The organism is Pedobacter sp. FW305-3-2-15-E-R2A2 (assembly GCF_038446955.1).
Lineage (GTDB): Bacteria > Bacteroidota > Bacteroidia > Sphingobacteriales > Sphingobacteriaceae > Pedobacter.
Genome location: NZ_CP151803.1, coordinates 4,310,847 through 4,337,008 on the forward strand (window position 1 = coordinate 4,310,847; position 26,162 = coordinate 4,337,008).

At 41.7% G+C, this 26,162-nt stretch carries 32 protein-coding genes; 13 read left to right on the forward strand and 19 right to left on the reverse strand.

What is annotated here, in order from left to right; translation table 11 throughout:
* Positions 1-6 precede the first annotated feature (6 nt).
* From AAFF35_RS17215 to abc-f, 3 genes are all read right to left on the reverse strand, one after another.
* Entirely contained in the window at positions 7-492 is a 486-nt protein-coding gene (locus AAFF35_RS17215) for an acyl-CoA thioesterase (protein WP_342327769.1), read from the reverse strand.
* Between the two features lie 92 nt (positions 493-584).
* Entirely contained in the window at positions 585-1,181 is a 597-nt protein-coding gene (locus tag AAFF35_RS17220) for a TetR/AcrR family transcriptional regulator (protein WP_342327770.1), read from the reverse strand.
* Positions 1,182-1,271: 90 nt separating this feature from the next.
* Entirely contained in the window at positions 1,272-2,861 is a 1,590-nt protein-coding gene (gene abc-f, locus AAFF35_RS17225) for an ABC-F type ribosomal protection protein (protein WP_342327771.1), read from the reverse strand.
* Between the two features lie 143 nt (positions 2,862-3,004).
* Here abc-f and mraY point away from each other — a divergent pair, with 143 nt between their 5' ends.
* A complete protein-coding gene (gene mraY / locus AAFF35_RS17230; RefSeq protein ID WP_342327772.1) occupies positions 3,005-4,252 on the forward strand; it encodes a phospho-N-acetylmuramoyl-pentapeptide-transferase in 1,248 nt (415 codons plus the stop codon).
* A gap of 46 nt (positions 4,253-4,298) precedes the next feature.
* On the forward strand, positions 4,299-4,850 hold the full coding sequence (locus tag AAFF35_RS17235; RefSeq protein WP_342327773.1) for an HD domain-containing protein: 552 nt from the start codon (positions 4,299-4,301) through the stop codon (positions 4,848-4,850).
* Positions 4,851-4,931: 81 nt separating this feature from the next.
* Here the strand turns inward: AAFF35_RS17235 and AAFF35_RS17240 are convergent, their stop codons facing one another.
* From AAFF35_RS17240 to AAFF35_RS17270, 7 genes are all read right to left on the reverse strand, one after another.
* On the reverse strand, positions 4,932-5,918 hold the full coding sequence (locus AAFF35_RS17240) for a DUF6266 family protein (RefSeq protein ID WP_342327774.1): 987 nt from the start codon (positions 5,916-5,918) through the stop codon (positions 4,932-4,934).
* 339 nt (positions 5,919-6,257) lie between these two features.
* Entirely contained in the window at positions 6,258-6,947 is a 690-nt protein-coding gene (locus tag AAFF35_RS17245) for a hypothetical protein (RefSeq protein WP_342327775.1), read from the reverse strand.
* Between the two features lie 34 nt (positions 6,948-6,981).
* Positions 6,982-7,278 carry a hypothetical protein gene (locus tag AAFF35_RS17250; RefSeq protein WP_342327776.1) on the reverse strand — a complete coding sequence of 99 codons (297 nt, stop codon included), beginning with the start codon at positions 7,276-7,278 and terminating at the stop codon, positions 6,982-6,984.
* Between the two features lie 29 nt (positions 7,279-7,307).
* Positions 7,308-7,679 (reverse strand): VOC family protein, encoded by a 372-nt coding sequence (locus AAFF35_RS17255; protein WP_342327777.1) that lies wholly within the window; start codon positions 7,677-7,679, stop codon positions 7,308-7,310.
* A 68-nt stretch (positions 7,680-7,747) separates the two neighbouring features.
* Positions 7,748-8,329 (reverse strand): GDP-mannose pyrophosphatase NudK, encoded by a 582-nt coding sequence (gene nudK / locus AAFF35_RS17260; protein ID WP_342327778.1) that lies wholly within the window; start codon positions 8,327-8,329, stop codon positions 7,748-7,750.
* A complete protein-coding gene (locus AAFF35_RS17265) occupies positions 8,316-8,675 on the reverse strand; it encodes a DUF4406 domain-containing protein (protein WP_342327779.1) in 360 nt (119 codons plus the stop codon). Before AAFF35_RS17265 ends, nudK begins: the two co-directional genes overlap by 14 nt.
* Positions 8,676-8,731: 56 nt before the next feature.
* Complete coding sequence (locus AAFF35_RS17270; RefSeq protein WP_342327780.1) at positions 8,732-9,322, reverse strand: Crp/Fnr family transcriptional regulator; 591 nt, start codon at positions 9,320-9,322, stop codon at positions 8,732-8,734.
* Between the two features lie 171 nt (positions 9,323-9,493).
* Here AAFF35_RS17270 and AAFF35_RS17275 point away from each other — a divergent pair, with 171 nt between their 5' ends.
* The 5 genes from AAFF35_RS17275 (at position 9,494) to AAFF35_RS17295 (ending at position 13,543) form a co-directional block, all read left to right on the forward strand.
* Positions 9,494-9,814: a hypothetical protein gene (locus AAFF35_RS17275; RefSeq protein WP_342327781.1), complete on the forward strand. Its 321-nt coding sequence runs from the start codon at positions 9,494-9,496 to the stop codon at positions 9,812-9,814.
* Positions 9,815-10,002: 188 nt separating this feature from the next.
* Entirely contained in the window at positions 10,003-10,812 is an 810-nt protein-coding gene (locus AAFF35_RS17280) for an SDR family oxidoreductase (protein WP_342327782.1), read from the forward strand.
* Between the two features lie 73 nt (positions 10,813-10,885).
* Complete coding sequence (locus tag AAFF35_RS17285; protein WP_342327783.1) at positions 10,886-11,212, forward strand: YciI family protein; 327 nt, start codon at positions 10,886-10,888, stop codon at positions 11,210-11,212.
* 5 nt (positions 11,213-11,217) lie between these two features.
* Entirely contained in the window at positions 11,218-12,468 is a 1,251-nt protein-coding gene (locus tag AAFF35_RS17290; RefSeq protein WP_342327784.1) for a DUF6596 domain-containing protein, read from the forward strand.
* Entirely contained in the window at positions 12,458-13,543 is a 1,086-nt protein-coding gene (locus tag AAFF35_RS17295) for an NADH:flavin oxidoreductase (RefSeq protein WP_342327785.1), read from the forward strand. The genes AAFF35_RS17290 and AAFF35_RS17295 overlap by 11 nt, the downstream gene beginning before the upstream one ends.
* A gap of 94 nt (positions 13,544-13,637) precedes the next feature.
* Here the strand turns inward: AAFF35_RS17295 and AAFF35_RS17300 are convergent, their stop codons facing one another.
* The 4 genes from AAFF35_RS17300 to AAFF35_RS17315 all read right to left on the reverse strand — a co-directional run bounded on the left by AAFF35_RS17300 (position 13,638) and on the right by AAFF35_RS17315 (position 17,488).
* Positions 13,638-14,276: an START domain-containing protein gene (locus AAFF35_RS17300; protein ID WP_342327786.1), complete on the reverse strand. Its 639-nt coding sequence runs from the start codon at positions 14,274-14,276 to the stop codon at positions 13,638-13,640.
* 10 nt (positions 14,277-14,286) lie between these two features.
* The gene (locus AAFF35_RS17305; protein WP_342327787.1) at positions 14,287-14,991 is read right to left on the reverse strand and encodes a hypothetical protein; all 705 of its coding nucleotides are present in this window, start codon (positions 14,989-14,991) and stop codon (positions 14,287-14,289) included.
* 5 nt (positions 14,992-14,996) lie between these two features.
* Positions 14,997-15,983, reverse strand: a complete 987-nt coding sequence (locus AAFF35_RS17310) for a hypothetical protein (RefSeq protein WP_342327788.1) — start codon at positions 15,981-15,983, stop codon at positions 14,997-14,999.
* 68 nt (positions 15,984-16,051) lie between these two features.
* Positions 16,052-17,488, reverse strand: coding sequence for a PLP-dependent aminotransferase family protein (locus tag AAFF35_RS17315; RefSeq protein ID WP_342327789.1), 1,437 nt, complete (start codon positions 17,486-17,488; stop codon positions 16,052-16,054).
* A 100-nt stretch (positions 17,489-17,588) separates the two neighbouring features.
* Between AAFF35_RS17315 and AAFF35_RS17320 the strand changes: the two genes are divergently transcribed.
* Together AAFF35_RS17320 and AAFF35_RS17325 are read left to right on the forward strand one after the other, a co-directional pair.
* A complete protein-coding gene (locus AAFF35_RS17320) occupies positions 17,589-18,290 on the forward strand; it encodes an aspartate/glutamate racemase family protein (RefSeq protein WP_342327790.1) in 702 nt (233 codons plus the stop codon).
* 176 nt (positions 18,291-18,466) lie between these two features.
* Complete coding sequence (locus tag AAFF35_RS17325) at positions 18,467-18,751, forward strand: hypothetical protein (protein ID WP_342327791.1); 285 nt, start codon at positions 18,467-18,469, stop codon at positions 18,749-18,751.
* Between the two features lie 36 nt (positions 18,752-18,787).
* On the opposite strand, the gene AAFF35_RS17330 is transcribed toward AAFF35_RS17325, so the two are convergent.
* Positions 18,788-19,504, reverse strand: coding sequence for a DUF2071 domain-containing protein (locus AAFF35_RS17330; protein ID WP_342327792.1), 717 nt, complete (start codon positions 19,502-19,504; stop codon positions 18,788-18,790).
* Between the two features lie 93 nt (positions 19,505-19,597).
* Here AAFF35_RS17330 and AAFF35_RS17335 point away from each other — a divergent pair, with 93 nt between their 5' ends.
* From AAFF35_RS17335 to AAFF35_RS17345, 3 genes are read left to right on the forward strand one after another with little or no spacing between them, the layout of a single operon-like run.
* Complete coding sequence (locus tag AAFF35_RS17335; protein WP_342327793.1) at positions 19,598-19,936, forward strand: YciI family protein; 339 nt, start codon at positions 19,598-19,600, stop codon at positions 19,934-19,936.
* A 52-nt stretch (positions 19,937-19,988) separates the two neighbouring features.
* Positions 19,989-21,212, forward strand: a complete 1,224-nt coding sequence (locus tag AAFF35_RS17340) for a DUF6596 domain-containing protein (protein ID WP_342327794.1) — start codon at positions 19,989-19,991, stop codon at positions 21,210-21,212.
* A gap of 33 nt (positions 21,213-21,245) precedes the next feature.
* Positions 21,246-21,827, forward strand: coding sequence for a PhnA domain-containing protein (locus tag AAFF35_RS17345; protein ID WP_342327795.1), 582 nt, complete (start codon positions 21,246-21,248; stop codon positions 21,825-21,827).
* A gap of 87 nt (positions 21,828-21,914) precedes the next feature.
* On the opposite strand, the gene AAFF35_RS17350 is transcribed toward AAFF35_RS17345, so the two are convergent.
* Together AAFF35_RS17350 and AAFF35_RS17355 are read right to left on the reverse strand one after the other, a co-directional pair.
* Positions 21,915-22,352 carry a hypothetical protein gene (locus tag AAFF35_RS17350; RefSeq protein ID WP_342327796.1) on the reverse strand — a complete coding sequence of 146 codons (438 nt, stop codon included), beginning with the start codon at positions 22,350-22,352 and terminating at the stop codon, positions 21,915-21,917.
* Positions 22,349-23,377: a hypothetical protein gene (locus tag AAFF35_RS17355; RefSeq protein WP_342327797.1), complete on the reverse strand. Its 1,029-nt coding sequence runs from the start codon at positions 23,375-23,377 to the stop codon at positions 22,349-22,351. Before AAFF35_RS17355 ends, AAFF35_RS17350 begins: the two co-directional genes overlap by 4 nt.
* A 122-nt stretch (positions 23,378-23,499) precedes the next feature.
* On the opposite strand from AAFF35_RS17355, the gene AAFF35_RS17360 reads away from it, so the two are divergent.
* A complete protein-coding gene (locus tag AAFF35_RS17360) occupies positions 23,500-24,282 on the forward strand; it encodes a DUF695 domain-containing protein (protein ID WP_342327798.1) in 783 nt (260 codons plus the stop codon).
* Here AAFF35_RS17360 and pncB read toward each other — a convergent pair.
* Positions 24,266-25,447 (reverse strand): nicotinate phosphoribosyltransferase, encoded by a 1,182-nt coding sequence (pncB, locus tag AAFF35_RS17365; RefSeq protein ID WP_342327799.1) that lies wholly within the window; start codon positions 25,445-25,447, stop codon positions 24,266-24,268. The genes AAFF35_RS17360 and pncB overlap by 17 nt on opposite strands.
* Positions 25,448-25,492: 45 nt before the next feature.
* Positions 25,493-25,885 carry a DoxX family protein gene (locus AAFF35_RS17370; RefSeq protein WP_342327800.1) on the reverse strand — a complete coding sequence of 131 codons (393 nt, stop codon included), beginning with the start codon at positions 25,883-25,885 and terminating at the stop codon, positions 25,493-25,495.
* Positions 25,886-26,162: the final 277 nt, after the last annotated feature.

Consider the following 26,162-nt stretch of genomic DNA (forward strand, 5'->3'; position numbering starts at 1 on the left):
TTGGCTTTATTTAGCTTCCTTTTTTTGCTGACTAATGTAAGTACGTCTCGCCTCGAAATCAGACTGTTCAACAGGAAGCAACACTTCCCTGAATAATTCTGTCAATTCCTCCGAATGTTCCGCAGACCTTTGAAGGGCAAGATTAAAATGGCTGAACCGTGTCCAGAGTAAAGCTTTTAACCTCGTTTTGTTTTCATCATACATTCTCATTTCCACCACAAGATTTCTGGAATCATAAGAGATCAGTTGTGTCTCAATGCTGATGCTTTCCATCGCCGTTGCCGGCCTGAAATAGCCGATCTGCTGGGAAGAGACCACCCAACTCAGCTTTTGGCTTCCCATCAGGCCAAATACATCCAGCCCATAATCGTCCAGCAACTGGTCCTCCCGGGCATTAATGAAATATTCAAGATACTTTGAATTGTTTAAATGATTGAAGGGATCACAATCCTGAAACCTTACTTTTCTGCTGCTCGATAGTATTTTTTTCATCGGTATATCATTGTTTTTTTAATGGTTTTAAAGCTGTTATATTTCATATTTGCTAACCACATACCGTTCGGTATGTTACTGTATAAAAAATTTTAATTACTCATTTTTTCTTTTAAAAGACTTTCTATCAAGTCCATCATATTGGTTAAATAACTGCGGTCCTTATGGGTAACCGCCATAAAAACACCGCCTTCGATCATACAGTAGATGTTCTTTCCAAATGCCACCACGTCTGTATCCTGCTTTATTTCACCTTCGGCTATGGCCGAACTGAGAAGTTCTATAATACCTGTTTCCAGTTTAATGATCACCGCCTTAACGGCCTCAAACAACTCCGGATTATTGTGATTGGCATCCGTTCCCATGTTAAGTATCGGGCATCCTCCCTCCTGATCCACCACCTCATAATAGACACGGTAATAATTGATCATCACCTGAAGTTTTTCCAGGGCAGTATTACAGTCCTGCATTTTTGCAGAAAGCGGATTGATGACCCGTTTTACATTGATCCGGAAGGCTTGAATTGCAAGATCCTGTTTATTCCTGAAATGAAAATAGAGTGCCCCCTTAGTCAACCCGGTTGCCTCCGTCAGGTCGCTAAGCGTAGTTCCCGAATAACCTTTTTTATTGAATATAGGGGCTACTTTCTCCAGTATAAAAGCATGTGTTGCTGTTGAATCTCTTTGCAATGGGTCAATGGTTTAATTCAAAGATAGTAAAAATACCGATCGGTATGTTGGTGATTAAAAAGTAATTTTTCTAATGAGCATCTATATTTGTTAACCAATATCGATGGAATGTTCTACATTGATCTGTTTCAAAAAATATTCATCGTGAGAGACCACCAGCAATGTGCCCTGATATTCATTCAGCGCAGCAGTTAAAATTTCTATATTTTGAAGATCCAGGTTATTGGTCGGTTCATCCAGAATGATCATATCCGGGGCTTGATTGCTGATCGTAAGCGCGCACAGCATCAATCGCATTTTTTCTCCGCCACTGAGTGCTTTACAAGGTTTATCCCAATCCTCTTTTGTAAACAAAAACCGGTTTAAGCGAATCTTGATTTCATGTTCCTGCAATGCTCCCGAGTTAAATTGTTGTGCCTGTTCATACACCTGAAGCGCGGGATCAATTAGAGAATAATCCTGATCCATATAAATGCTTTGAACATCAGCCCGTTCTATGCTTCCCGACTGGGGCTCAAATTGCCCTAAAATCATTTTTATCAAAGTAGTTTTGCCGGAGCCGTTCCCTCCTGTGATCGCCAGTCGTTCGCCACTTTTGATTTGAAAACTCAAGGTCTCTTGCCACAATAATTGATCATGATATCCAAAATTCAGGTTCTTTGCCTCAATCAGGATTTTCCCTTTGTGAAGCGCAGAACTGTCGAAATCCATTTTCATCTTGTCTATAGCGGGCAGCTCTTTCCGCAGCTGCGTCAGTTCTTCTGAAATTGCAGTTGTTTTTTCTGCGTGAACACCCTTCATACGTGAAGTACTTTTCTCCGCATTGTTTCTAAGTGTATTCATGAAAATGGTAGGAACACCTGCTTTCTCCTGCTTTTTCTTTCCACGGGCATCCAGTTTTTGTTGCCGTTCAACTGCTTCCTTTTCTGTTTCTTTAGCTTTTCGAAACATCTTTTCCTTGTTTTTCAACGTCTGAGTCAAAGCCTCGCCTTCCAGGGCCTTTTGCGCAGCATAAAAGTCATAATTGCCGCCATAGATGGCAATGCCTCTTTTGTCGAGTTCGAAAACCACATTTAACAGGTTCAGTAACGTTCGGTCATGGCTCACCACGACCAAAGTCTTTCTGCTGGTTACGATATCATTATAAAGAATCTTTCTGCTGAGCGTATCTAAATGATTGCTAGGCTCATCCAATAAAATGATTTCCGGCTGATGAATGCGGATTCCAGCCAGAAACACCTTTGTTTTTTGTCCGCCACTCAGGCTTTCCATTTTCTGGCTGAGCGATACCTCATCCAGTTTCCAATGTGCAAAAGCTGATTTGCAACGTTCCTCAATGGCCCAGTCGTCATTCAGTAAGGCCAGGTTTTCTTCTGTAACCTGTCCATTCAGAATTTCCTTTAAGGCTTGCAGTTTATCTTCGATCTGGAGCGCCTGAGCAACCGTATAGTCGTTAAACTGACCAAAAATCTGGGGCACATAATATGGCTTGGAATCTGTTTTGACCAATCCTTTCGAAAGGACTAAGTTTCCGGCAATGATGTTCAGAAGGCTGGATTTTCCTACGCCGTTATTGCCTATTAAGGCGATTTTATCGTGTTTATTGATGATGACGTTTAAATCAGCAAACAACACATCCCTATTGGGATGTAAATAAGTAATGTCTTGAAGAATAATCATAATTCCTTTCTTTTGATTTGAATAATTATAGAAGCCCCGGGTTTGGGGTTCCATTTATTTTTCTGAAAGAAATTAGATGCTACATGTGCTAAGGGTGTTTATTATTGCCCTGCAAAGATAAAAAATATGATGTAAATTTGGCCATGTTATATCACTTATTTGAGTATCTGGGTCAACATTATGAAATTCCCGGAACAGGATTATTCCAATACATTACTTTCAGAACTGCGCTGGCCATTATTTTATCTCTGCTGATCACTACCGTATATGGAAGAAGGATGATCAATTACCTGCAGCAAAAACAGGTAGGTGAAACTGTTAGAAACCTTGGTCTGGAGGGACAGATGCAAAAGCAGGGAACACCGACGATGGGCGGACTGATTATCCTGCTGGGGATCCTGGTTCCCACCCTGCTACTCGCCAATTTATCCAATGTCTATGTGATCCTGATGATCGTAACGACTGTTTGGATGGGTGCTGTTGGCTTTCTCGACGACTATATTAAAGTATTTAAGAAAAATAAAGAAGGTCTGGCTGGAAAATTTAAGGTTGTGGGTCAGGTGGGCTTAGGGCTGATCATTGGATGTACCATGTATTTCCATCCTAACATTGTGGTGCGGCAAACGGTTCCCGAAGGAAAGGATCCGGTATCTTCTGCCCCGATGATCCTGCGCCAAAAGGGCAATAGCTATTATTATAGTCAGGATGTGAAATCTACAAAAACCAATGTTCCTTTTTACAAACAGAATGAATTTGACTATGCTAAAGTCTTAAAATTTACTGGAAAAGGATACGAAAAATATGCGTTAGCCGTTTTTCTATTGTTCACCGTGTTCCTCATTACCTTTGTTTCTAATGGGGCTAACATCACCGATGGAATTGATGGGTTGGCAACAGGCACCTCTGCGATTATAGGCATTACCTTAGGATTGCTCGCCTATGTTTCCGGTAATACGGTGATTGCAGACTACCTGAACATCATGTACATTCCAAATTCCGGTGAGCTGATGATCTTTGCAGGAGCTTTCGTTGGGGCCTGTGTTGGCTTTCTCTGGTACAATTCTTATCCTGCACAGGTTTTCATGGGTGATACCGGTAGTCTGGCAATTGGCGGTATTATTGGGGCTTTTGCGATCATGATCCGTAAAGAATGGCTCATTCCTTTGTTATGCGGAGTCTTTTTAATAGAGATTATTTCCGTCGTTATGCAGGTGAGCTATTTTAAGTATACCAAGAAAAGGTTTGGAGAAGGTAGAAGGATATTTTTAATGTCGCCGCTACACCACCATTATCAAAAGAAAGGATACCATGAAGCAAAAATTGTGACCCGGTTCTGGATCATCAGTATTTTATTGGCCATCATCACGATCATTACTTTAAAAGTACGATAACCACAAGCTTCGAAATATCTGGTAACAGGTCATCATTACAAATAAAATGGAAATACAATCAATATATCAGGAGACGATAAAGTTCGCAACCGCAAGACATTTGGCGCAAAATCAGACAATTCCAGGCACAGACCTTCCTTATGTCGTTCACCTCAGCAACGTGGCTATGGAAATCTTAATTGCCTCGCAACACAGCCATGCCTTCAAACTTGATTTTGCGATAAAAATGGCTTTGCTCCATGATACCCTGGAAGATACGGAAACAACATTCGAAGAAATTGCAATAGCTTTTGGTGTAGAGGTAGCGGAAGGTGTATTGGCGCTCACAAAAGACGATAAACTCCCAAAAGCAGAGAAAATGCAAGATAGCCTGAGAAGAATTAAAATATTGCAAAAGGAAGTCTGGGCAGTAAAATTAGCCGATAGGATCACCAATCTCCAGGTACCACCAAGTCACTGGAATACCGCAAAAAAGACGGAATATAGAAATGAAGCCATTCAGCTGTTGGAAGAACTGACAGGTGGCAACAGCTATCTTGAAGAAAGGTTGCAGACACAAATAGCAGCATACGAAAAATACATTGATCCGGGAGTTTAGCTTTGCTCCAAACGTCGTTTTACTTTCCTTTCCATACCTCTTGGAAGCAGCGTTTCAATATCCCCTGCATCCATGCTGTTATTAGGGTTGTTTATCAGTTTTCCGCTCTTCCATATAATTTTCAACGATTTTCAGGAAATCATCCTTTGAGAGGAAGCGTTTGAAAAAATCGGATAAAGATCCTTCAGAAAACGGGGTAAACAGGGCGTTCCTATTTAATAATCTTGCCCAAATTTCAGGACTGCCTTCGGGCGGTTTTGCTTCCACTAACGTTTTTAATGCCTTGATCATTGCGTGTTCACCTAAATTAAATTCCGTTTTCCAATGCGCTTCCTGCCGATCATCACCACCTGGCCTTTGAATCTTATCTTCTTCCATAAGTTCGGGAACCGTCGCTTTTGCTTCTGTTTCTGTGTTTAAGACCGGCTCTCCGTCCTGCAATTGGATCCGGCCTAAATACTGGCTATGGGATTGAGCAGAGCGGTCTTTAGCCACGACTCCAATGTACACATCCACTTCTTTTCCTAACAAATCTTTTGAAATCCGCAGCATAGCTGTCCCAGCACTTCTGAAATTACCCGGGCATTCATAACTGGATTGCTGACCTTTCAGGTCGATTGCTAACAGCATCACCTGGTCATAACCTGAACTTTCGGGAACATCTTCCGGATTCCAGTGAAACCTCAAAACCGCTGCACTTTCCTGCACAACAGAGAGCCCTGTTAAACCAGGGAGGTTGCCGCCACTGATTTTAAAATGCTTCGGATCGATCTCATAACCTGTTTCATTTGCCTGAACCGCAAATTTTCGGTTATAAGAAAGGGCAGCACGCGTTCCTCCGCTTACCGTCCAATAATTCTTAAATCCAACCTGAAGCAATTCTTTTAATGATTGTAGGGTGTCCTGGACCAGCTTAAACTGGCTTCTGTTTTTCAATTCATTCTCGGTGGGCGGAGCGGTCCGGTCAGGTAAACTCCTCATCCGGTCTATGCCATATAGCGTATAACCGACCACGGCACCAATTTTCCCGCTAAAACCACCCAATAAACCCTTTGTAATTCTTGCCATAATACTTGATTTAATTAACATCATACCAACCCTGTAACTCCTTAGGGCTTGCACCATTGCAAAGAAGCATTTTACTCGTAGCCTACCCGCTGTTCACAAGCTCCTAAGCGGGTGTCCACCGAGTATAGACCCTGGGTACACCGAATATAGTGCTTGTTACCCTGCTATATGATACCAGCAAGTTACGGAACAATCCTCTGGATAAGGTTGTGCTATTTCGCATGGATACCCACCAAGATTGCCCATAAAATCAATATTTTGGAAGCAATGATCCATTTAAGAGGAACATGTGATGAAAAAGAAGATCTATCGCGCCTGGCGAAGGAAAAAGAAAAAAGCTCAGTTCAACTGAGCCTTGTAATATTCAAAGTGTTTGGAACGTTGCGAATTTTCCATCTTGCTGACCAACGCTTTTACAAGGAAGGAATGATCATCAATCCATTTAATCTGATCTACGTTCCATTTATCGGTCTTGAAATATTGATATTCTGTAAGCAATTTTGAAGGAGCTTTTCTGTCGTTTACTTTCAATATGGCAATCGTACAGTTGTTTGCTTTGTATAACTCATTGTAAAAGTAAAGCAGGTACTTACTATTGACGGAAGGGACAGGGGTTTCGACCGCAGCATCGCCTATAGATACGATTGCATACCTGTAATTACTGAGGCTATCTACCAGAATCAGGTCACTAAAACCAATGTGTTCGGATGTTGCATTGCTCGTCAGCACATACATTTTCAGTTTTGGGAAATAGCCGAAAAACTCGAATCCCCTAAAACCATCACTACCGGCCTGGGAATCGTATTTTTTTAGCCAGTAAGGTTTTCCTTTTGCTATGATCTGAAACTGTGATTTGGTTTCTTTCAGTTTGGGCTTTGCCAGTGTTTTGTCCTGCTCATAACGTTCATATTCCGCAGCAGTAGTTTTCTGGAAGCTGATTTTTGGCAACTTTTCATAAGTGTCTACATAGCCAATGCTGACCTCATTCTTTTGCTGTGAAAAGGCAGCAAAAGATGTTAAGAATAACAATATCATTAGATTTACCCGATGCATAGCCAGAAATTTAGGTCGTCGACAGATACAGCTGAACCAGCTCCTCCCATTCCTCTTCAAGACTTTGATCAGGAACGGGCTTCCCTGCCCGCTTATACCAATACCCTGCATTCCATAGGTCTCCTTCTTTGCGGTGCAGGTAAGCATGAACATGCGCAGCAACCCGGTCATCCAGATGGTCGATCAGATCATGAGCTGTTTTCCAATCCCCCTTTCCATCATGCCACAAAGCCTGAAGCGGAATAGAGAGTTCTTCAGGCATTTGTCCACTGATCGTGGTATTTTTAAAATGATCCTTATCTGCCATACTGTTTCATCGCGTTGAGCTGATCGGAATTAAACATGCTGGTCCACAAGAATGACATTCCCATCCGGATCGGTTACCATAAAGCTGGCAGGTCCGGAAGAATCTTCGTCGGCTTCTCCTTCTATTTTGAGTCCTTTACTTTTCAGCTGTTTCTGAATCGCTCTCACATCGTCAAAACCAGGTACATTGCCGGCATTCTCATCCCAGCCCGGGTTGAAAGTCAAAATATTATTTTGAAACATTCCCTGGAACAAACCCACCAAGGCATTCCCATTCTTCATAATGAGGTAGTTCTTTTCCAGCTGGCCTGCAAAAGCGGTAAAGCCCAGGTTTTCATAAAATGCTTTGGAAGCGTTGAGGTCCTTGACACTCAGGCTGATTGAAAATGCCCCTAGTTTCATGTTTTTTATCTTTTGGTCTCTACTAAATAACGATTAATATTCCTTAAATGGAAATGACCAAAAGACGGTTAAAGAATATTTGCCAGTTTGAGATGTTGAAGTAACATGATCGTCTTACCGTCCTTGATTTCACCACTATACATTAGTTCCATCGCTTTGTCGATGTGCATTTCCAGCACTTCTATTTCTTCCTGCTCCTGCGCTATTCCGCCTCCATCCGTCACTTTCATGGATTTGGAATACTCGGCGATAAAGAAATAAAGCATCTCTGTAACAGATCCCGGCGACATATACGCTTCAAAAACTTTTTTAACATCAGAGATTTTATAGCCTGTTTCCTCCTCCGTTTCTCTCCGGATACAGTCTTCGGCATTGTCTTTATCCAACAGGCCGGCACAGGTTTCAATGAGCATTCCGCTTTCATTTCCATTGAGAAAAGTGGGTAATCGGAACTGACGGGTTAAAATCACGGTTTTCATCGTTTTGTTGTACAGCAAAATCGTTGCGCCATTACCTCTGTCGTAAGCCTCCCGGTTTTGGGTCTGCCAGGTTCCGTCTTTTTTAAGGTATTCGTAGGTGATCTTTCTCAGGGTATACCAGTTGTCCGATAAAATGTCTGTCTGGAGAATGTTAACTTTAGGATGCTTCATTAGGGACTTCATCGATATGGTAATACACTTTCAGACCTCTTTCCAGCGCAATCCTGACATCTTCGTCTGCCCCTTTTGATGCGCCTTCCAAACGCAGCACTGCATCACATTTTAAAAGCAGGCGATGCGCTACCGGGTATAGAATTTCTTCATAGGCTTCATCACCCGGACGTGTTGAACCTGCAAGGTGTAGTAAGGGCAATGCGACCCACTCCCCGATCATTGGGATATGCCCAAGCCGGAATAAAGGAAGCGCAGCAGCTTCCAATCTGTTTAAATTTTGCTGCATTAATATAGGATCGTCGTTTGTCCCGCTACGATAGGGACCTGCAATAAGGATGAGCATAGGATATGTTTTTCTACAAAAAAAGGGAAGAAATGGGAAGGAAAAAATAATGTAGTTTAAGAAATTTTTTTCTTTTTGATTTTATTTCCCCGGATCATACTTAAAAATTCAGGAGTGATGCCCAGGTAGGAAGCAATTTGTTTTTGTTTGACCTGCTGGGCCACTTTCGGATATTTGATCAGAAAATTATGATACCGTTCTTCCGCAGAGAGCGATAAGCCCTGAATGACCCGGAGTTGTTCCCTGATATAGGCATTTTGCATAATTATTCTAAAGAACCGTTCAAATTTCGGCACCTCAATGTACAGACGATCCAGGTCTTCTTTTTGAAGTTGTAAAATACAACTGTCCTCAGTCGCTTCAATATTCAACATCGCGGCTTGCTCATTTACAAAACAAAACATGTCGGTCACCCACCAGTCTGCAACCGCAAACATGATCGTGGATTCTTTACCCGTTTTATCCAGATAAAAGGCCCTCAGTGTCCCGGATACCACAAAATTGATTTCCCTGCAAATCTGCCCTTCCTGAAGGATAAATTCCTTTTTTGGGACCTGCTTTTCTTTTAAGCAGGCCAGAAAGCAGGCTTCTTCTGCTTCATCAAGTGTAATGTGTTTAGCTATGTTTTTTAGAATAAGGTCATGCATCGTTTGCTAATTTACGCCGGCATCTTTTCGATACTTAGCCATGAGGAAGCGCAAAACTATACTAATTACACTAAATGACAGGTTATTTAATAATTTTTCTGATAGAAATTTCAGGTGTTGAGCAGGATGATAGTATAATTCTTCCGGAGAACTGGTATATTTGTCGCAATTATGGGTTACGCAAAAGAAAGAGGAAAGCTGGAAAAGTTACTGACAAAGACAGCTGGTATAAATACATATGACGAGAAAAGCCTGGCGATTCTTGTAGATAGCTATGAAAAATACTCACACACAGTCAGGATTTTAAAAAACAAAGAACCTGAATTGTTCCTTGATTTATATACCAACGAATTACAACAGATCAAAGAAAGTAGAAGAACGCTGAAAGAAAGTGATTCAGATGAAACACGTCAGACGAACTTTACCGGTTATAAAGACAGCATACTGCATGCTTTGGAAAAAACGATTAAAACGACAAACGAGACGGTATAATTAACATCGGGATCTCAATTGCCTTGATATACAATCCTGAACAAGGATAACGAAGCCACTCTCCCGGGTGGCTTTTTTTATTGGCGGAAATGCCCCTCTTATTTGTCACATCCCTACACCTTAAATCTCCGTTTTATCCTGCATTTTTGATGTATAAAATCATATGCTCATCTTTTAGTACTCAGCTTATGTTACTTCAAAACAAAAATGCCGTTATCTATGGGGCAAGCCCCTCGCTCGGAGGTGTGATTGCACAATCATTTGCTGCCGCAGGTGCAACCGTATTTGTGACCCATAAAAGAATGGAAGTCGCACAAAAGGTGGCAGCATCAATTCGTGCCCGGGCTGGCCTGGCAGAAGCGGCAGAAGTGGATGCACTGGACGCCGCCGCCATCAACAGCCATTTAGCAGCAGTAAAACAAAAGGCAGGAAGCGTCGACATTATTTTTAACCTCATCGGTCTGAAAGACACACAGGATATGCCTCTGGTAGAAATGGAACTGGCAGACTTCGAGCGTCCGGTTCATATCGCCATGCGCAGCCATTTCCTCATCGCTACTGCCGCCGGACGGATCATGATGGAACAAGAATCGGGGGTCATCCTGTCCCTTACTGCGACTCCCGGAGGTATTGGCTATGCAAATGTTGGTGGCTTTGGTCCGGCTTGTGTGGCGATAGAGTCGTTTTCGAAGAACCTTGCCGCAGAACTTGGACCCTATGGCGTACGTGCAGTAAATATCCGGTCGGCGGGATCACCGGATTCCAGGCCTTTTAAAGAAGCTTTGGAAAATGCCACTGAAGAAGTCAGGGATTTCTTTAAGAAACTGGAAGCGGATACGATGCTAAAACAACTGCCCATGATGGAAGACATTGCAAATACGGCAGTATTTCTGGCATCTGATCTGGCGGGAAAAATTACAGGGGTCACTATAGATGTTACCGCAGGAACAACTGCTGCTTTAAATTATAAGGTTACAAAAATCCCTTTTTCCCGGTAATAATAGTACGGGATTTTGTCCCCATCTTTAGAATTCAATCGTCATGAGTGCAAAACATTAAAATTTACAAACGATGAAAGAATTCTTATTAATCTTCAGGCTGAGCAACGCCTCCAATGTGAAGCCCTCACCGGAGCAAATTCAGGAAAGAATGAATTGGCTGGCGGGTATTGCCGCACAAAATAAGCTGGCCGACAAAGGGAATACCCTCTCCACTGTCCATGCAAAAACAGTAATGCCAGACAACGTGGTAACTGATGGTCCTTATACAGAAATCAAAGAATTTATCAGTGGTTATGTCATAGTCAAAACAGAGACAATTGAGGAAGCTGTGGAATTTGCTAAAGGCAATCCGATTTTCAAACTGGGCGGTAATATAGAGGTAAGAGAAGTGCTTTAAGGGCAATGGCAACAAATAGAGATCATACGCTTATCCCTCAGCTGTTCAGGCTGGAGTACAGCAAAATGACCGCGGTCCTGTGCCGTCATTTTGGATTGGAAAACATCGCGGTTGCTGAAGACATTGTGAGTGAAACCTTTCTAAAGGCCACTGAGGTTTGGGGGGCGAATACCCTGCCGGAAAATCCAACAGCCTGGCTATATACTGTAGCTAAAAATAAGACGAAGGACTACCTGAAAAGGAACGCCATCTTCGAAGCGCAGGTCAAAAGAGAAATTAAGCCGGAAGAGCGGGAAGTCAATTGGGACTTTGATGAAGAAAGCATTTCCGACAGTCAGCTGGCGATGATTTTTGCAGTTTGCAATCCGGCAAATTCTACCGAAGCGCAGATTTGTCTGGCACTTCAGATCCTTTGTGGATTCAGCGTGGAAGAAATTGCAGATGCTTTTCTCAGCAAAAAAGAAACGATTAAGAAAAGGTTATTCAGGGCAAAGAATGTTCTTCGTCAGGATCATTTCCAGATCAGAACATTACAGGAAGCAGGAATATCGTCCAGACTTGATGCAGTTTTAAAAACCTTGTACCTCTTGTTTAATGAAGGTTATTTCTCAAAATCGAACAACCAGCTTATCAGAAGAGAACTTTGTTCTGAAGCCATCAGACTTTCGCTCATCCTGACAGAAAATGCATGGACCAATGTCCCTAAAACCAATGCCCTTCTCGCTTTAATGTGTTTCCAGAGCTCGAGGTTGGCTGCAAGAACCGATGATTCGGGAGCAACCATCTTGTACGAGCAACAGGATAAGCGCCTATGGAGTCAGGAACTGATCGACAAAGGAAACTATTATCTCGTGAACGCCTGTTCCGGAACGGAAATCTCAAAATATCATCTGGAAGCCGGCATCGCCTATTGGCATAGTACTCCAACAGATCAGCATAAATGGGATTATATTTTACAGCTGTACAACGAGCTTATTCTGATAGAATATTCACCCGTCACTGCGTTGAACAGAACTTTCGCCTTTGCCAGGGTTTATGGAAATGAAAAGGGAATCCAGGAGGCAGAAAAACTGAAACTCACAGACAGTAGTGAATATTATGCCTTGCTGGCTTATCTCTATACCGATACTGCAGCAGCTAAAGCAATTGATCTCTATCAGCAAGCCATTGACCTGACAAAATCTCTCCCTGAAAAGAAAACACTGAGGAGAGAAATGGAAAATCTGATAAAAAAATTAGACGACGATGAACATTGAAAATTTATTCAGGCCTTTCCGCCTGAAATCATTAAATACAAGAAACCGCTTTGTGATGTCACCAATGACAAGGTCCTGTTCTCCCTCCGGAGTTCCGACAGCCGATGTTGCAAACTATTACAAAAGAAGGGCTGAAGGAGAAGTGGGACTGATCATTTCCGAAGGAACGGTGATTGACCGGCCATCCTCAGCAAATGAGCCTGATGTTCCTGATTTTTACAAGGATCAGTCATTGGCAGGATGGCAGAAAGTGATTGATGGTGTACTGGATGCAGGTGGACAAATGGCACCACAGCTCTGGCACATCGGGATCCAGGAAAACCACCATTCAGGATGGCTGCCCCCTGCTCCTTTTGAAGGACCATCAGGTATTGGTAACGGGAGAACCATGACCGATACTGACATTGCAGATACGATTGCCGCTTTTGGCCGTGCCGCAGCAAAGGCAAAAAAGATGGGTTTTAACAGTGTGGAGGTCCAGGGAGCCCATGGTTATCTTATCGATCAGTTTTTCTGGGAGAATACGAATAGAAGAACCGACTTTTTTGGCGGTAAAACTCTTGCTGAGCGCAGTCGCTTTGCCGTAGAAATCACCAAAGAGATCCGCAAAGAAGTGGGGGAATATTTTGCGCTGATGATGCGCTTATCCCAATGGCGGTTCAGCGACTTTCATACCAAACTGGCAAAAAATCCGGAGGAACTGGAATCCTTACTCACACCGCTTGCAGATGCAGGGATCGATATTTTTCATTGCTCGACACGCAGATTTTGGGAGCCTGAGTTTATTGGATCTGACCTCAATCTCGCCGGATGGGCAAAAAAGCTGACCGGCAAAGCCACCATCACTGTTGGTTCTGTTGGCCTGGATAATGATGTGACGACCATCTTTACCGGGGAAAGCTCCAACGCTGTTTCTATTGAGGAACTCATTCGAAGAATGGACAAGAACGAATTTGACCTGGTAGCAGTCGGCAGATCGCTCCTGGCAGACCCTTACTGGGTACAAAAGGTAAAGGGAAACCGGATGACTGAATTCCAGGGATTTCAAAAGGAAGCACTGAACAGTTTGGTGTAAATGATTCGAAACTAATCTTTATAGGTTTTGCTTATAAAGGTTAGTTTTGTTAAACAGATTTTCTATGATGAAGCAGGGAATGAAATCTAAAAAATCATAAATAAGGAATAACCGCATTTTTATAGGCTGGTTTTTGCACTTGTATTTTCAGGTTTTTAATGATTTTCAATGGCCCCTCAGCAGCAAACATATTAATCAGCCATGGTGGTAAAGTCCCTCCCGGGTCTACATGAATGGTGTATTCAATATTTACATTGTCGGCCCCCAATGGACTGATTACCCATTTCCCTTTGGAATCCTGAATCCTCACCATACCTTTCTTTTCCGCTACATAGCCCTTTACTGCGGGTCCGTCAATGGTAATCACTTTAGTAGCGGCATTTTGGCTCACCTTTAAATGTGCCACAAAATCCCGGTTCTGTAAAGGCCAGGGTAAGCTGATTTCCGAATAGTAATAAAGTTCAGCAGGAGAAACCCTTTTGATCAGTGAACATGATTTTGTATGATACACCCAATCTGTAGCAGATTCCACATCCATCAATAAGGCCACCACCTGAGAAGCAGTTGCCTTAACATTACATTGGGCTTTTACGGCCTTGATCCTGGAATTTGAGAACGCAGCTGTATAAATCTTTATCCCCTCTTTTTCTACTTCGAGTACCCAATTGTTTTGTGCTAAAACAGGAATCATTTTAGCCATTAATAGTAAGGTGATCACTAATACTTTATACATTTTTGATTTATTAATCCTGTTTGAATTCTTTTAATGTTCCATCTGGATTAAACTGGATGTAATAGCGCTCCCTGGTACCATTAATGTTCATCGGGTACCATTCGATCTTGTTCTTAAAGATAGTAATATAGGTATGATCACTCGGCTTTGCTCCTTCAATATGGGAAGCCTTTTCATTATAGATACCTGTTACTTTAGCAACATTAGAAAATGGGATACTATTTAGCGAAACCAGGTTGCTATTAACCTCATCTTTTACCGACAACTGCTTCGGTTTAGGTGCAGACCACTTCCCTGCGTTGTATTCATAGCTGTCTACATACTTAGGATTTTCAGGATGTTGCAGCATCGCGCTGATATGCCCATCGTCATAAAAATTAATATTGGTATAAATAAAGATTTCCTTTCCCAGATATTGAGGTAGTTTTCTAAGCTCCTTTTCTGCTTTCGTTAATTGATCGACATTCGTTAAAAAACCAGTTTTCTTTCCTTCCAGATGCTGTTCTGTATATGTGCTCGTATGTGTTTCTACGGTAGTACTACTGGTCGTTTGGGTCTCGGTATGAAAGTGATCTTCATTTTCGGAGGATTTATCCTGTGCCACTTTATTGGCCACAGAATCATTGGGTTTAAACGTTTCTTCCACGCTTTTTGTGATCTGCTTACAACCGAAAAGGATCTGGCTACAAATCATTAAGGCAATTAACTTCTTCATGCTGTTTAGCTTAGTTCATTTAAATCACTGGCAAAAGCAATCCGTTTAGGATCAGATTTAAGGTAAAAAATCTCCATATATTCGACTTTTATACTATTTAAATCCAGCAGGTTTACCACCTTTTTTATATTCCCGTTGTACTTTTGCTGTTTCTCATCGGTATATTCCAGTTCGAAACGGATCATGGGTTGTTCATTAATATAGGTTCCCGTCTGACTGGCACTGATCAGCCTTGCATTTGTCTTCAGGCCTTTAAATTTAATTAAGGGGCTGTTGTCCTTGTAATCTCCCCCCAGTTTATTAACGATCAGGTCTACTAAAACCCGATAAAATAAAAGGATCAGCGGGCAAACAATTAATGGGTGTCCAAAACTCATAAACCGCCAGCCCAAACCATGGCTTTCGGATTGATAGGCATATACATAATATCCATACAGCGCTACAGCAAGCGCCAGCCAGCCCAAACTTCTCAAGAGTACAATTGTTGTATTTATTTTTGCTACCGTTCCGGAGAAAATAAAATAAGGAATCCGTTTCATCTCCTTATCTATCAGCAGCATGACCTTTTTGCCAACTTCATAGCGACGTTCAAAAGGCTTACTATCATTCACTCCGGTCTTTTGTACGATCTCTGTGCCAACCAGATTTTTAAAGGAAAGCCCCAGTTCATAAGTATCCATCTTTGCTCCTGGCCCGGTCAGCTTGTTTGCACTTAAAATCCGGGCCTCCCGGGGTTCCCCTTCCCTCTTCAGGTATTCAATATTCTTTTTGGAAGTAAAAACATTTAGCACCCATTTTTGGTAAAATACCACCAGAACAACGAGCCACAACAGAATCGATACCGCTACAAGGCCAAGAGAAAGCCATGGGTCAGCATCTCTGAGGCCGTCGATGTCATCCGGATGATTGGTGGAATAATAGATGATCATAGGGAACGGAATGGCAAAGAAAAGGCTGTAAAGTGTCCAGAAAATTAAAGCACCACGTTTCATTTTTTACAAATTAGCAAGGGTTGATCAATTACTGAATAAAGCTAATCAATAAGGAATACGCCCAGAAATTAATTTTTGTTTTTCATCATCTGATCCTTTATCAGGTTCCCCAATTGTTGAATGGCCAGTTCTATTCTTTTGCTCCATAGGTTACTGCAACTTATACGGATATAGTTTGTATAATCCCCCCTGTTAGAAAATAAGGTTCCCGGGGCGATCTGAATATGTTTGGCTATGGCTTTATGATGAAGTACAAGCGCATCAACTCCCCCGGGAAGCTCAATCCAGAGCACCAGTCCGCCTTTCGGTCTGCTGACTTTTGTTTCCGGGGGGAAATGTTCCTCTATAGCCTGCAAAGTCAATAACATCAGTTTGTGTAACTCCGGCCTTAACCTGCGCAAATGGCGGTCGTAGGCTCCGGTATTTAACAATTGCAGCAGCGACAACTGAACGACACTTGCGGTTGCCACATTCGTTACGGCTTTCAGCCTGATGACTTTCTCTGTAAATCTTCCCGGGGCACACCAGCCGATTCTGTATCCGGGCGCAACAGATTTAGAAAAGGAAGAACACAACATCACCCAGCCATCCGCATCGTAACTTTTAATATTGGAAGGTCTTTCCGGATCAAAATGAAGATCTCCATAAATGTCATCGTCAATAACAGGGATCTTTTTTCGCTTTGCGAAGGCAGCAATATCCTGTTTCTTCTGATCAGAAAGCATGGCCCCATTGGGGTTGTTAAAGTTAGAGATCAGGACGCATGCCGCTACCCGTTGTTCCTCACAAACCTGTTCGAGCTGAATGAGGTCAATTCCTGAGAAAGTATCTCCCGGAAGTTCTACTATTTTCAGCCCCAGTGCTTCAATCGTCTGAAGGATGCCATAGTAAAAAGGCGTTTCCACCACGATGGTATCTCCTTTTTCTGCTACTGCTCTCAGGCATAGGCTCACCGCTTCCAACGCTCCGTTTGTAATGACCACATCGTCTGCATTGAGCGCTCCAAACCAACGGAAAGATCTCCCGGCGATTTCCTGTCTTAGCAAAGGATTTCCATTGGCCTCTTCGTATAATAAATGAGCGCCGGTCAAATCCCTCGAAGCATGCTGCAGACTTCGCCTGATCGCATTGAGGGGTAAAAGTCCCACATCCAATATGGCATTAAAAAAGGAGACAAATGATTTATGCTCCTGGTTTTCCCTGCTGATTTTTTGTAAAACAGGGCTTATCCTTACTTCGGTTGCGGCAGATATTGTTTTGCTGCTTTGTGGTAAATCGGCTTTCAGTACGGATCTTCTCAACACGATATAACCCGAGCGCTCTTTACCAAGAATCAGGCCCTTATCTATCAGTAATACAAAGGCTTTCAGCACCGTACCTATACTCACCTGGAAACGCAAACTGATCAACCTCAAAGATGGAAGTTTCTGACCAACAGGGTAAACTTCAGTATTGATTAATTTCTCCAGTTCATCTGCAATGATCAGGTATTGAAAGCCTTTCATCTGTTATAGTAAAATAGTTAATTTCTGTATCTGTTACAGTTATTCAAAGCTATCTACTTTTACATCATAAAAACAATAAATTTTAAAAACTTATATACAGATGAAAAAAATCGGACTTGTTGGAGGAATCAGCTGGACATCTACAGTGGATTATTACCGTTACATCAATGAAGGAGTAAATGAGAAATTGGGTGGATTAAATTTTGCAGAGTGTATAATTTACTCTGTAAACTTTGATGATTTTCAGCGTTTCAATGCGGCATACGATTGGGATGCAACCTTTGAATTACTCGTTGGTGCCGCTGAAAATCTAAAAAAAGGAGGTGCAGAAGCTATTGTCTTAGGTGCAAATACTGCCCATATCGTATCCGATAGAATTGCAGAAAGGGTAAATCTGCCACTGATAGACATTACTACCGCGGTGGCCGATGCCATTCATCAAAAGGGTTTGAAAAAGGTAGGATTGCTGGGTACTACCTATACCATGGAACTGGATTTTTATAAAGATAAACTGATTTCCAGTGGAATAGAGCCCATTATTCCCGAAAGTCAGGAAGACCGGGATTATATTGAAGATACCCTGAGAAATGAACTGGGACGGGGATTTTTGAATCCGGAAACCAAAAAACAATATTTAGCCATCATTCAGCAGCTGGTTGACAAGGGCGCGGAAGGGATCATATTAGGATGTACCGAAATTCCTTTGTTAATTCATCAGGAAGACATTGCCATACCGGTTTTTGATACGACAAAGATTCATGCTGAAGCTGCCGTGGCCTTTGCGGTTCAGTCCGGCGAATAGACAATTTCCCTGGTACACCGGAAAGGCTTCCCCACCCTTTCCGGTAATCCAATATTGTATATTGACATTTGGTTGTTTTCTTGTATTATCTTTAAAAGAAATATTAAGCTAATAAAAGTGTAAAATATTTAATTATTGAATATAAATTACATAGCTTTGTCCAAACAACATTTCATATGGAACAGTTAAACAAAAAGCCAACATTAGAAGAGTCTTTAGCACTTCTATTAAATCAAAATGAGCGCACTATAGCAATGCTGGACGGAATTGCAACTAAGGCAGATGAAAATTTCATTAAAATTGAATGTCGATTAAACAAAATTGAAGATCGATTAAGCAAAAATGAAGCTAGACTACATTCATTGTCTGCAGAAACCTCGACTAATTTTACTAAAGTTGTTGAACAACTTAGTGGCATCAAAGCGGAAATAGTTAAAATAGGTGCTGCAACCCCGTTATGAACAATTCCATGAAGATCAAAAGAAATTTGAGTAAGATCAGGCTTCTGCCGGTGTTGGCACACTGTGCCATTCATGCTCAATTTCGGTCATCAGTAAGGCATGGTCAAAGACCACTGATCCTCTTGGAAAGATATTTTGATCTTCAAAAAAACTGGAACTGACCTTTGATACCGATAAGGGCCTCATTTCCCATCGGTAAGTCAGCAGCTGAAGACCATCAAACTGGTTTTTGTTTGGAGAATAACCCAAAGAACCTTTTTCAAAAAAATGAGAAGCATGAGCTAAAGTCTGAAATATAGAGTTCTCATTTAATTGGTCCGCTTCCTTCGCATCGATAGAAACACCCGTTTGATCAGCGCTTATAAAATCAATATGATACTGACCATCGGCTTCTTTCACATTAAATTTGGCGAGGTGGTGAACTCCGGGAAACAGACAGCCACCAACAATGGTATTGAGTCTGAGCGAGGTATCTCTTCTGGGGATATAAACCCCTTCCCTAACCTCTCCACCTTCATCCCATTCTACCGCAATCCTATGCGCTCCATTTTCTGAAGAAACACCCATTAAATCAGGGAATCCCTTCGGCTTTACCTTTTTCAGACGGATTAAGCAGATGCCTACAATTGCCTTGTCTTTATATATTTTAGGACGAAACGGAAAAGGGAGCAGCTCTTGTACCACTTCCGGATCGGCCGTATAATTGATTAAAATCCTGCGTTCTATATTACCGTGTATAGTAGGTATCTTCATTGCTATATAAAATAAATCAATTATTTTGTCCCTAAACGAACTATCCGATTGTCAATCTACAAATTAACCAGGTATTTATTAAACAAACGATTTATGAAGGAGTTTTTAATGCTGATCAGAGAAAATGCTGAATATGGAGAAATGACCGCCGAGCAGATGCAGGATGACATCGAAAAACAAATCAAATGGGTAGAAGAACTGATGGCCAACGGCAATTTTAAAGATGGAAATCCACTTAGCCCTGAAGGAAGCTATATTAAAGGAAATGTCATTACTGATGGCCCTTATGTAGAAAGTAAAGAATGTATCAGTGGCTATTATTTTTTACTGGCAAATTCTTTGGAAGAAGCAATTGAACTGGCTAAAGGATGTCCATCATTAGCGCTTGGCGCGAGTGTGGAAGTCAGAGAAGTTATTCAGGTTGAGCAATAACGAGCACATTCCTCAGTTAACAGCACATCTTTTCCGTGAAAATTCGGGAAAGATGACTGCTATATTATCCAGGATTTTTGGCTTACAACACCTTGATCTGATCCTGGACATCGTCCAGGATACCTTTGAGGCCGCATTAACCGGATGGCGATTTAGTGGAATTCCCGACAATCCCTCAGGCTGGTTGATGAAAGTAGCCAAAAACAAAGCACTTAATGCAGTTAAGAGGGCTCAAAAGAGCGAATCATTTTCTCCTGATCTCGTTTTACCGGCATCCGATGATCTGGAGGATCATTTTGACCGGATCTGTACAGATCATGAAATTAAAGACAGTCAGCTCCGCTTGTTAATCATTTGCTGTCAGCCTGTTTTTTCCAGCAGGAACCAAATCATCATCACCTTACATATCTTATCTGGCTTTGGTGTTCCTGAGATTGCCAACGCCCTGTTGATGAAGCATGAGGCGGTCAAAAAGAGCCTTAGCAGGTGTAAATCATCACTCAAAACTATTCCTCAGCTACTAAATTTTCCTGCTGTCCTTCCTTCAAATGAACAGACAGAAACACTGCTTCGCATTTTGTATTTAATTTTCAATGAGGGATACAAAACGACAAGAGCTGAGAAGGGCATCAATAAGGACTTATGTTATGAGGCGATCAGGTTGACTAAACTGCTGTTAAATCCGCAGCAGGCCTGTTACCATCAGGTGAATGCTCAACTGGCTTTAATGTTTTTCAACCTTTCGAGGTTTCCTGCACGTTTAACGGAAACCGCAGAATGGCTGAGTTTAGCGGAACAGGACAGAACACTTTGGGAGATCAAATTTATTCAGGAAGGTTTTTATTACCTCCAGATCTCCACCCAATCGACACAGGTCCAATGCCTTCATCTGGAAGCCATTATCGCTTCCTTACATTGTACTGCTCCGAGCTTTAAACAGACAAACTGGACAAAGATTGTCTACCTCTACCAGCAATTGGAACTGATGGAACCAAATTCTCCCTATGTCAGGCTGAACAGGATCATCGCACAAAGTTATCTGCAAAATGCAGCAGCTTGTATCAAGGAAATCGATGAATTGGAATTGAGCTCCGGACTACAGCAAAGTTTTCTTTTTTCTGCGACCAAGGCCGATATCTATCAAAGGATCGGAGAAAGGGACAAAGCCCTACTTGCGTATGAGGAAGCATTTCAACTAAGCAATGCGCCTCTTGACAAGAAATTTTTACTGCGGAAAATTGCAGAATGTAAATCAGGAAGTAACTGTTTAAAATAATTATCTTCGCGCTTTGATACATAATATTAGGATATGAAACTGGAAGAACTATTGCTACAGAGAAGCGAAAACAAATGTGAATTGTGCCAATCCGGAGATGCGCTTAGCGTATACGAAGTACCTCCGCAATCAAAGAGCAATGAAGACAACTGCATCATGGTTTGCGATAAGTGTTTATCTCAGATTGATAATAAAGAAGAACTGGACAGCAAGCATTGGGCTTGTTTAACAGGAAGCATGTGGAGCGAAGTTCCAGGAGTACAGGTAGTTTCCTGGCGTTTATTGAACCGTCTCAGCAATGAGAGCTGGGCAATGGACAACCTGGATATGATGTATCTGGACGAAGAAAGGTTAGCATGGGCAAAATCCGCAGGTCTTGAAAATGGTACCGCAGCAGAATTTCACAAAGATTGTAACGGTAGTATTCTTCAGGCAGGAGATTCGATTGTTTTAATAAAATCTTTAGATGTAAAAGGTTCTACATTGAATGCGAAGATGGGAACAGTGGTGAAAAACATCCGCCTGGTGGAAAACAATACCGATCAGATTGAAGGCAAAATTGAAGGTCAGGTCATTGTGATCCTTACCAAATATACGAGAAAACAAGGCGCCTAATCAGCTACGTTTTTTGGAGAAAAGGCCGGTCATTTCTGTTGACCGGCTTTTTTTTGATTCAATTTTTATTGCATTTTCTTCAATGTCTTAGGAATCAGGTAAAACAGTTTCTTCTTTTTTCGCAGGAGGAAGCATGATGCTGATCAATCCCATACAAAGACCCATTGGAAGCAAGAAGTCAAAGGAGAAATCCATAAAAATATCCAGATACTCCGCTATTGAATATTGCTGAAAATCAGACACATACTCTGTATAGGAAAACAACCAGATCGTGAGACTGAAAAAGAGAAAAGGAGTCATAAACCGAAAAAAAACATTGGGATACAATATGCCACGGGCCTCCAGGGCAAGAATGACATAGCAGTATATGATCGTAAAAATAAATACTCCGGGACTGCAACTGGCAAAAAAGAACAATGCATATAACGAGTCAGAACTTGCCGTGCAGACAATGATCGCAAGCAGGGATACCAATAAAGCAATCGTACAAACCCTTGAGGTTGATAATCGTTGTGACTTTATCATTTTTTATAATTTGTTGATCTGGACCTTAAGATATAACACTGGTAATTCTCGTTGACGATGATTGGGAAGGGCATTGTTTGATCTCTGAAATACTGGAGTTGATGATGATAATCCAGGGGAGCTTTTCCCTCAGATTCCTTAACAGTCATTCCTGTCCGCAGTTTTAATGTGTCTTTTCCCAGCATCAGATTTAAATAACCAGTTCCGTTCCATTCCTTATATCCTTTACTTTCTTTATGGAAATTCGCGAGATACAGATACGGATTAGGTACGCTCAACTGGTCCAGTTTGAATGCTTTAACGGAATCCAAGGTACTTTTTTTCTCTCCTCCAGGCATTGCCTCCAGCTCTTTCCCAAATAGAGCATACCATTTGTTCTGAATTAAAAAGATGGTCTTATCCGTTTTTGTATCGTAAAATCGTCTTCTATCTCCCACGGTAACGCCATTCTTTCCCCAGAGCATCTGATAACCAAAAAATTGAACAAGCGTTGCCTTCTTGTAAAGAGTTTCATATTGCTGTTGCAAAGCTTTATTTCCGAGTTTTAAATCTTTATTTACAGGTAAATATTCCTGTTTTTCGGGATTACCGTCCAGAAACCAGGAGTAATAATAATCAGGGTGAATGATGTATTCCCGGTTTAAGCTGATGTCATAGTCTTGAACACGCAGTGAATCCCTGAGCTTGCCATTGGTATCCAGCCTGTAATATACATTTACGTCGCTGGAATTCGTTTCTTCCTGTAGGGTATGCAACAGGATCATCCCAGTTTTCGGATCCCTCAGCGGAGGAAGGATTTTTCTTCTGTCCCTGCCATCACCGAACAACAGTTTCAGCTCTAGCGCCTTGCTTTTAGCAGCAGCATCTAAAGGCAGATAACCTGCGTATTGACTTGGCAGAGCGGGCTGATCAATCGTATTTCTAAATGCGAAATGCAAAATGTGAGTCAGCATAAATAAGCTGATGATCAGTACAAGCAGTATTACATTTGTTTTATAGGGATTCCTTTTTTTCAATCCTTCCATTTATTATTATTCTTACCAGGTACTAAGTAAGCACAATTATTTTTCCTTCCGGGATAAAATTATTAAACCGAACAAATTTCTCACAATAATACTACATTTACCTGAACTATAATTAAAAACCAATGAGCAACACCGCAACAGACTTAAAAGAAATTCCCATGGACTGGGATAGCTATTTCAGCCGCGTAAACGACCTTCCGGCTTCTATACGTTTAAATCTGGCCTTAAACCAGATTGCCCCCATTCCAGGCCTGCCAAAACTACTGTGGTGTGGTGTAAAGCTCCAAAAACCAGATGAAAATGGATTTACCACCAACGAGGAGTTTCAAACGATTTGTGATATTGAAGACGCGATAGATGCGGCCTTAACCGGGATAAATGCCCTGTTTACCGCAGCCTTGAAATCCGACGGAAAGCTGGAATTGTTCTTCTATGCCCCAACAAATGAAGGATATGAAAATCTTGTCCAACAGGCAATGATGAATTTCCCTGAATACCAGTATGCAACCGATAGTTCTGAAGAGCAAGATTGGAAAACCTATTTTGAATTCCTCTACCCTAACCACTACGAATACAAATGCATACAGAACACCAAGGTATTGAGACAGTTGCAACAAAGCGGTGATGTGTTTGAGCTGGAACGTGAAGTTGACCATTGGATCTATTTCAACGCCGAACAGGACCTGAACACCTTTGTTGAAGAGGTAAATACTTCCGGATTCAGGGTTTTATCCCAGGACAAACATGATCGTGAAGATTTCCCTTATGTGCTGAACATCTCCAGAAAAAACACGGTACTTCCTCATGAAGTAAACCATTATGTATGGGAATTAGTCGAAACCGCAGAAAAGCACAAAGGCTTTTATGATGGCTGGGGTTGTCCTGTAGCTAAATCTGAAGAATAGTCTTTGCGAGGTTGATCATCCCCTCCGTTCCGGTATATTTTCCATGTTCGTCGGAGAGCTTCACCACTTCTGTCCATTCCCCGTCTTTAGGATGCGCTTCGGTCATTTTAATGACGATATTCATCGGATCGGGTCCGGCATCATTGGTGAGATTCGTTCCTATTCCAAAAGACATTCCTATTTTATCCCGACAGTGGTCCGCAATGCGGGCTACTTTTTCGTAGTTCAACCCATCAGAAAAAATAATGGTTTTAGATTTAGGATCTATGCCCATATTTTGATAATGACTGATCACTTTATCGGCAAAAAGCAGTGGATCGCCACTATCATGCCTCACACCATCGAAAAGTTTGGAGAACATTTTATCAAATTGCTTAAAGAAAACTTCCGTGGTATAAGTATCCGATAAGGCGATGCCCAGATCTCCGCGATAAACATTTACCCAATGCTCGAGTCCCATAGCATTGGCCATTTTAAAACCATATCTCGCTGCATGAAACATGAACCACTCGTGGGCATGCGTTCCAATGGGTTTTGTTTGATGAAGCATGGCCATATGGACATTGCTCGTTCCGATGAATGAACCTGCCCCGTACTGGCTCAGGGACTGCAAAACCAATCTATGAACCTGATAAGAATACCTCCTACGGGTTCCAAACTCTGCTACGGTAACCCCTAAATCCCTTAAACCTTCTATTTTTTTACGGGTAACTTCCACTACTTCTTCATTGCTGATCCTTTCTGAGCCCGTCAGGACATAAAACAGTTCGCAGATCAGCGACATGAGCGGAACTTCCCATAAAATGGTCCGATACCAAAGGCCCTCTACCTGAACCACAAGCTGGTCGCCATGCTGTTCGATATGTACTTCTTCCGGTTTATAGCGGTATCCTTCTAAAAAATCCAGATATACCGGATCCAGATACGGACAGTTGACCTGCAGGAAATGTTTCTCTTCGCGACTCAGTTTCAGTAAAGCCATTTGATCAACCGCTGCTCTCAGTGCTTCTGAAAATCCGGGTGGAAAGGAATGTTTACCCCGGTTGATAAACTTATAACGCGCACTTGCAGCGGGAAATAAGCGGACCACACCTTGTTGCATCGTGATCTTATAGAAGTCGTTATCCAGAATGGAAGAAAGCGTTACCCTTGGGTTTAGTTGCATCGTTAGCTTTTGACAAAGTTTGTTCCAAAACTACCGATTTTTGTATTATTTCTTTTTATCCGCAGCGGCAATCACGATCAATGCAATGATCAACAGAAAGCTATATTCGCAACCTCCTGCACCATGTTCTCCAACAAACCAGCCATTTTCGAGATGAATGATTACAATGCCAAGGGCAATGATTCCAATAAAGCCTGCCGATAACCACTTGGTAAAGATTCCGAAAGCAAGCAGAAATCCCCCGATTACCTCATAAACGGTAAGTCCCCAAACTAATGGCGTTCCGTAAACAAAACCTTTGTTGTTTAAGTAATCGCCAAAGCGGACTACCGTTCCTCCGGTCACACGAATGATGGCATGGGCAAGAAATATGAAGGCCACAGAAAGCCGCAACAACACCAGGCTATTTGATAACGTTATAAAAGGAAAATTTTTCATAAAAACGAGTGCGTATTTAGTTAAATTAAAGCAGGTATACTCAAATTTGTCGATTAACCTTCAGACTTACAAGTTATTCTAAAATTATTTAACCTGTTTAACTTCTGTTTAAAAATAATCTTTTTCTACTTGAGACCATTATCTAAGGGTTTTAACCACTCATCAGCTATTTGAACATCAGGAATGGTTGATACAATTGTCGTCAATAAAAAAACCACGGGCGCTTGTTTTCTAACGGAATTTACCCTTTATTCGTTACGGGAAAATATTTTTTTTA

Excerpts from the sequence above, each read along its gene's own strand:
- AAFF35_RS17325 (WP_342327791.1), top strand. The coding sequence starts at position 18,467 with ATGGAACAGTTAAACAAAAAGCCAACATTAGAAGAGTCTTTAGCACTT.
- AAFF35_RS17355 (WP_342327797.1), bottom strand. The coding sequence starts at position 23,377 with ATGGAAGGATTGAAAAAAAGGAATCCCTATAAAACAAATGTAATACTG.
- AAFF35_RS17320 (WP_342327790.1), top strand. The coding sequence starts at position 17,589 with ATGAAAAAAATCGGACTTGTTGGAGGAATCAGCTGGACATCTACAGTG.
- AAFF35_RS17315 (WP_342327789.1), bottom strand. The coding sequence starts at position 17,488 with ATGAAAGGCTTTCAATACCTGATCATTGCAGATGAACTGGAGAAATTA.
- AAFF35_RS17330 (WP_342327792.1), bottom strand. The coding sequence starts at position 19,504 with ATGAAGATACCTACTATACACGGTAATATAGAACGCAGGATTTTAATC.
- abc-f (WP_342327771.1), bottom strand. The coding sequence starts at position 2,861 with ATGATTATTCTTCAAGACATTACTTATTTACATCCCAATAGGGATGTG.
- AAFF35_RS17290 (WP_342327784.1), top strand. The coding sequence starts at position 11,218 with ATGGCAACAAATAGAGATCATACGCTTATCCCTCAGCTGTTCAGGCTG.
- pncB (WP_342327799.1), bottom strand. The coding sequence starts at position 25,447 with ATGCAACTAAACCCAAGGGTAACGCTTTCTTCCATTCTGGATAACGAC.
- nudK (WP_342327778.1), bottom strand. The coding sequence starts at position 8,329 with ATGAAGCATCCTAAAGTTAACATTCTCCAGACAGACATTTTATCGGAC.
- AAFF35_RS17280 (WP_342327782.1), top strand. The coding sequence starts at position 10,003 with ATGTTACTTCAAAACAAAAATGCCGTTATCTATGGGGCAAGCCCCTCG.
- AAFF35_RS17270 (WP_342327780.1), bottom strand. The coding sequence starts at position 9,322 with ATGCATGACCTTATTCTAAAAAACATAGCTAAACACATTACACTTGAT.
- AAFF35_RS17345 (WP_342327795.1), top strand. The coding sequence starts at position 21,246 with ATGAAACTGGAAGAACTATTGCTACAGAGAAGCGAAAACAAATGTGAA.
- AAFF35_RS17300 (WP_342327786.1), bottom strand. The coding sequence starts at position 14,276 with ATGTATAAAGTATTAGTGATCACCTTACTATTAATGGCTAAAATGATT.
- AAFF35_RS17370 (WP_342327800.1), bottom strand. The coding sequence starts at position 25,885 with ATGAAAAATTTTCCTTTTATAACGTTATCAAATAGCCTGGTGTTGTTG.
- AAFF35_RS17350 (WP_342327796.1), bottom strand. The coding sequence starts at position 22,352 with ATGATAAAGTCACAACGATTATCAACCTCAAGGGTTTGTACGATTGCT.
- AAFF35_RS17275 (WP_342327781.1), top strand. The coding sequence starts at position 9,494 with ATGGGTTACGCAAAAGAAAGAGGAAAGCTGGAAAAGTTACTGACAAAG.
- AAFF35_RS17235 (WP_342327773.1), top strand. The coding sequence starts at position 4,299 with ATGGAAATACAATCAATATATCAGGAGACGATAAAGTTCGCAACCGCA.
- AAFF35_RS17255 (WP_342327777.1), bottom strand. The coding sequence starts at position 7,679 with ATGAAACTAGGGGCATTTTCAATCAGCCTGAGTGTCAAGGACCTCAAC.
- AAFF35_RS17360 (WP_342327798.1), top strand. The coding sequence starts at position 23,500 with ATGAGCAACACCGCAACAGACTTAAAAGAAATTCCCATGGACTGGGAT.
- AAFF35_RS17335 (WP_342327793.1), top strand. The coding sequence starts at position 19,598 with ATGAAGGAGTTTTTAATGCTGATCAGAGAAAATGCTGAATATGGAGAA.
- AAFF35_RS17240 (WP_342327774.1), bottom strand. The coding sequence starts at position 5,918 with ATGGCAAGAATTACAAAGGGTTTATTGGGTGGTTTTAGCGGGAAAATT.
- AAFF35_RS17310 (WP_342327788.1), bottom strand. The coding sequence starts at position 15,983 with ATGAAACGTGGTGCTTTAATTTTCTGGACACTTTACAGCCTTTTCTTT.
- AAFF35_RS17250 (WP_342327776.1), bottom strand. The coding sequence starts at position 7,278 with ATGGCAGATAAGGATCATTTTAAAAATACCACGATCAGTGGACAAATG.
- AAFF35_RS17305 (WP_342327787.1), bottom strand. The coding sequence starts at position 14,991 with ATGAAGAAGTTAATTGCCTTAATGATTTGTAGCCAGATCCTTTTCGGT.
- AAFF35_RS17265 (WP_342327779.1), bottom strand. The coding sequence starts at position 8,675 with ATGCTCATCCTTATTGCAGGTCCCTATCGTAGCGGGACAAACGACGAT.
- mraY (WP_342327772.1), top strand. The coding sequence starts at position 3,005 with ATGTTATATCACTTATTTGAGTATCTGGGTCAACATTATGAAATTCCC.
- AAFF35_RS17215 (WP_342327769.1), bottom strand. The coding sequence starts at position 492 with ATGAAAAAAATACTATCGAGCAGCAGAAAAGTAAGGTTTCAGGATTGT.
- AAFF35_RS17340 (WP_342327794.1), top strand. The coding sequence starts at position 19,989 with ATGACTGCTATATTATCCAGGATTTTTGGCTTACAACACCTTGATCTG.
- AAFF35_RS17295 (WP_342327785.1), top strand. The coding sequence starts at position 12,458 with ATGAACATTGAAAATTTATTCAGGCCTTTCCGCCTGAAATCATTAAAT.
- AAFF35_RS17285 (WP_342327783.1), top strand. The coding sequence starts at position 10,886 with ATGAAAGAATTCTTATTAATCTTCAGGCTGAGCAACGCCTCCAATGTG.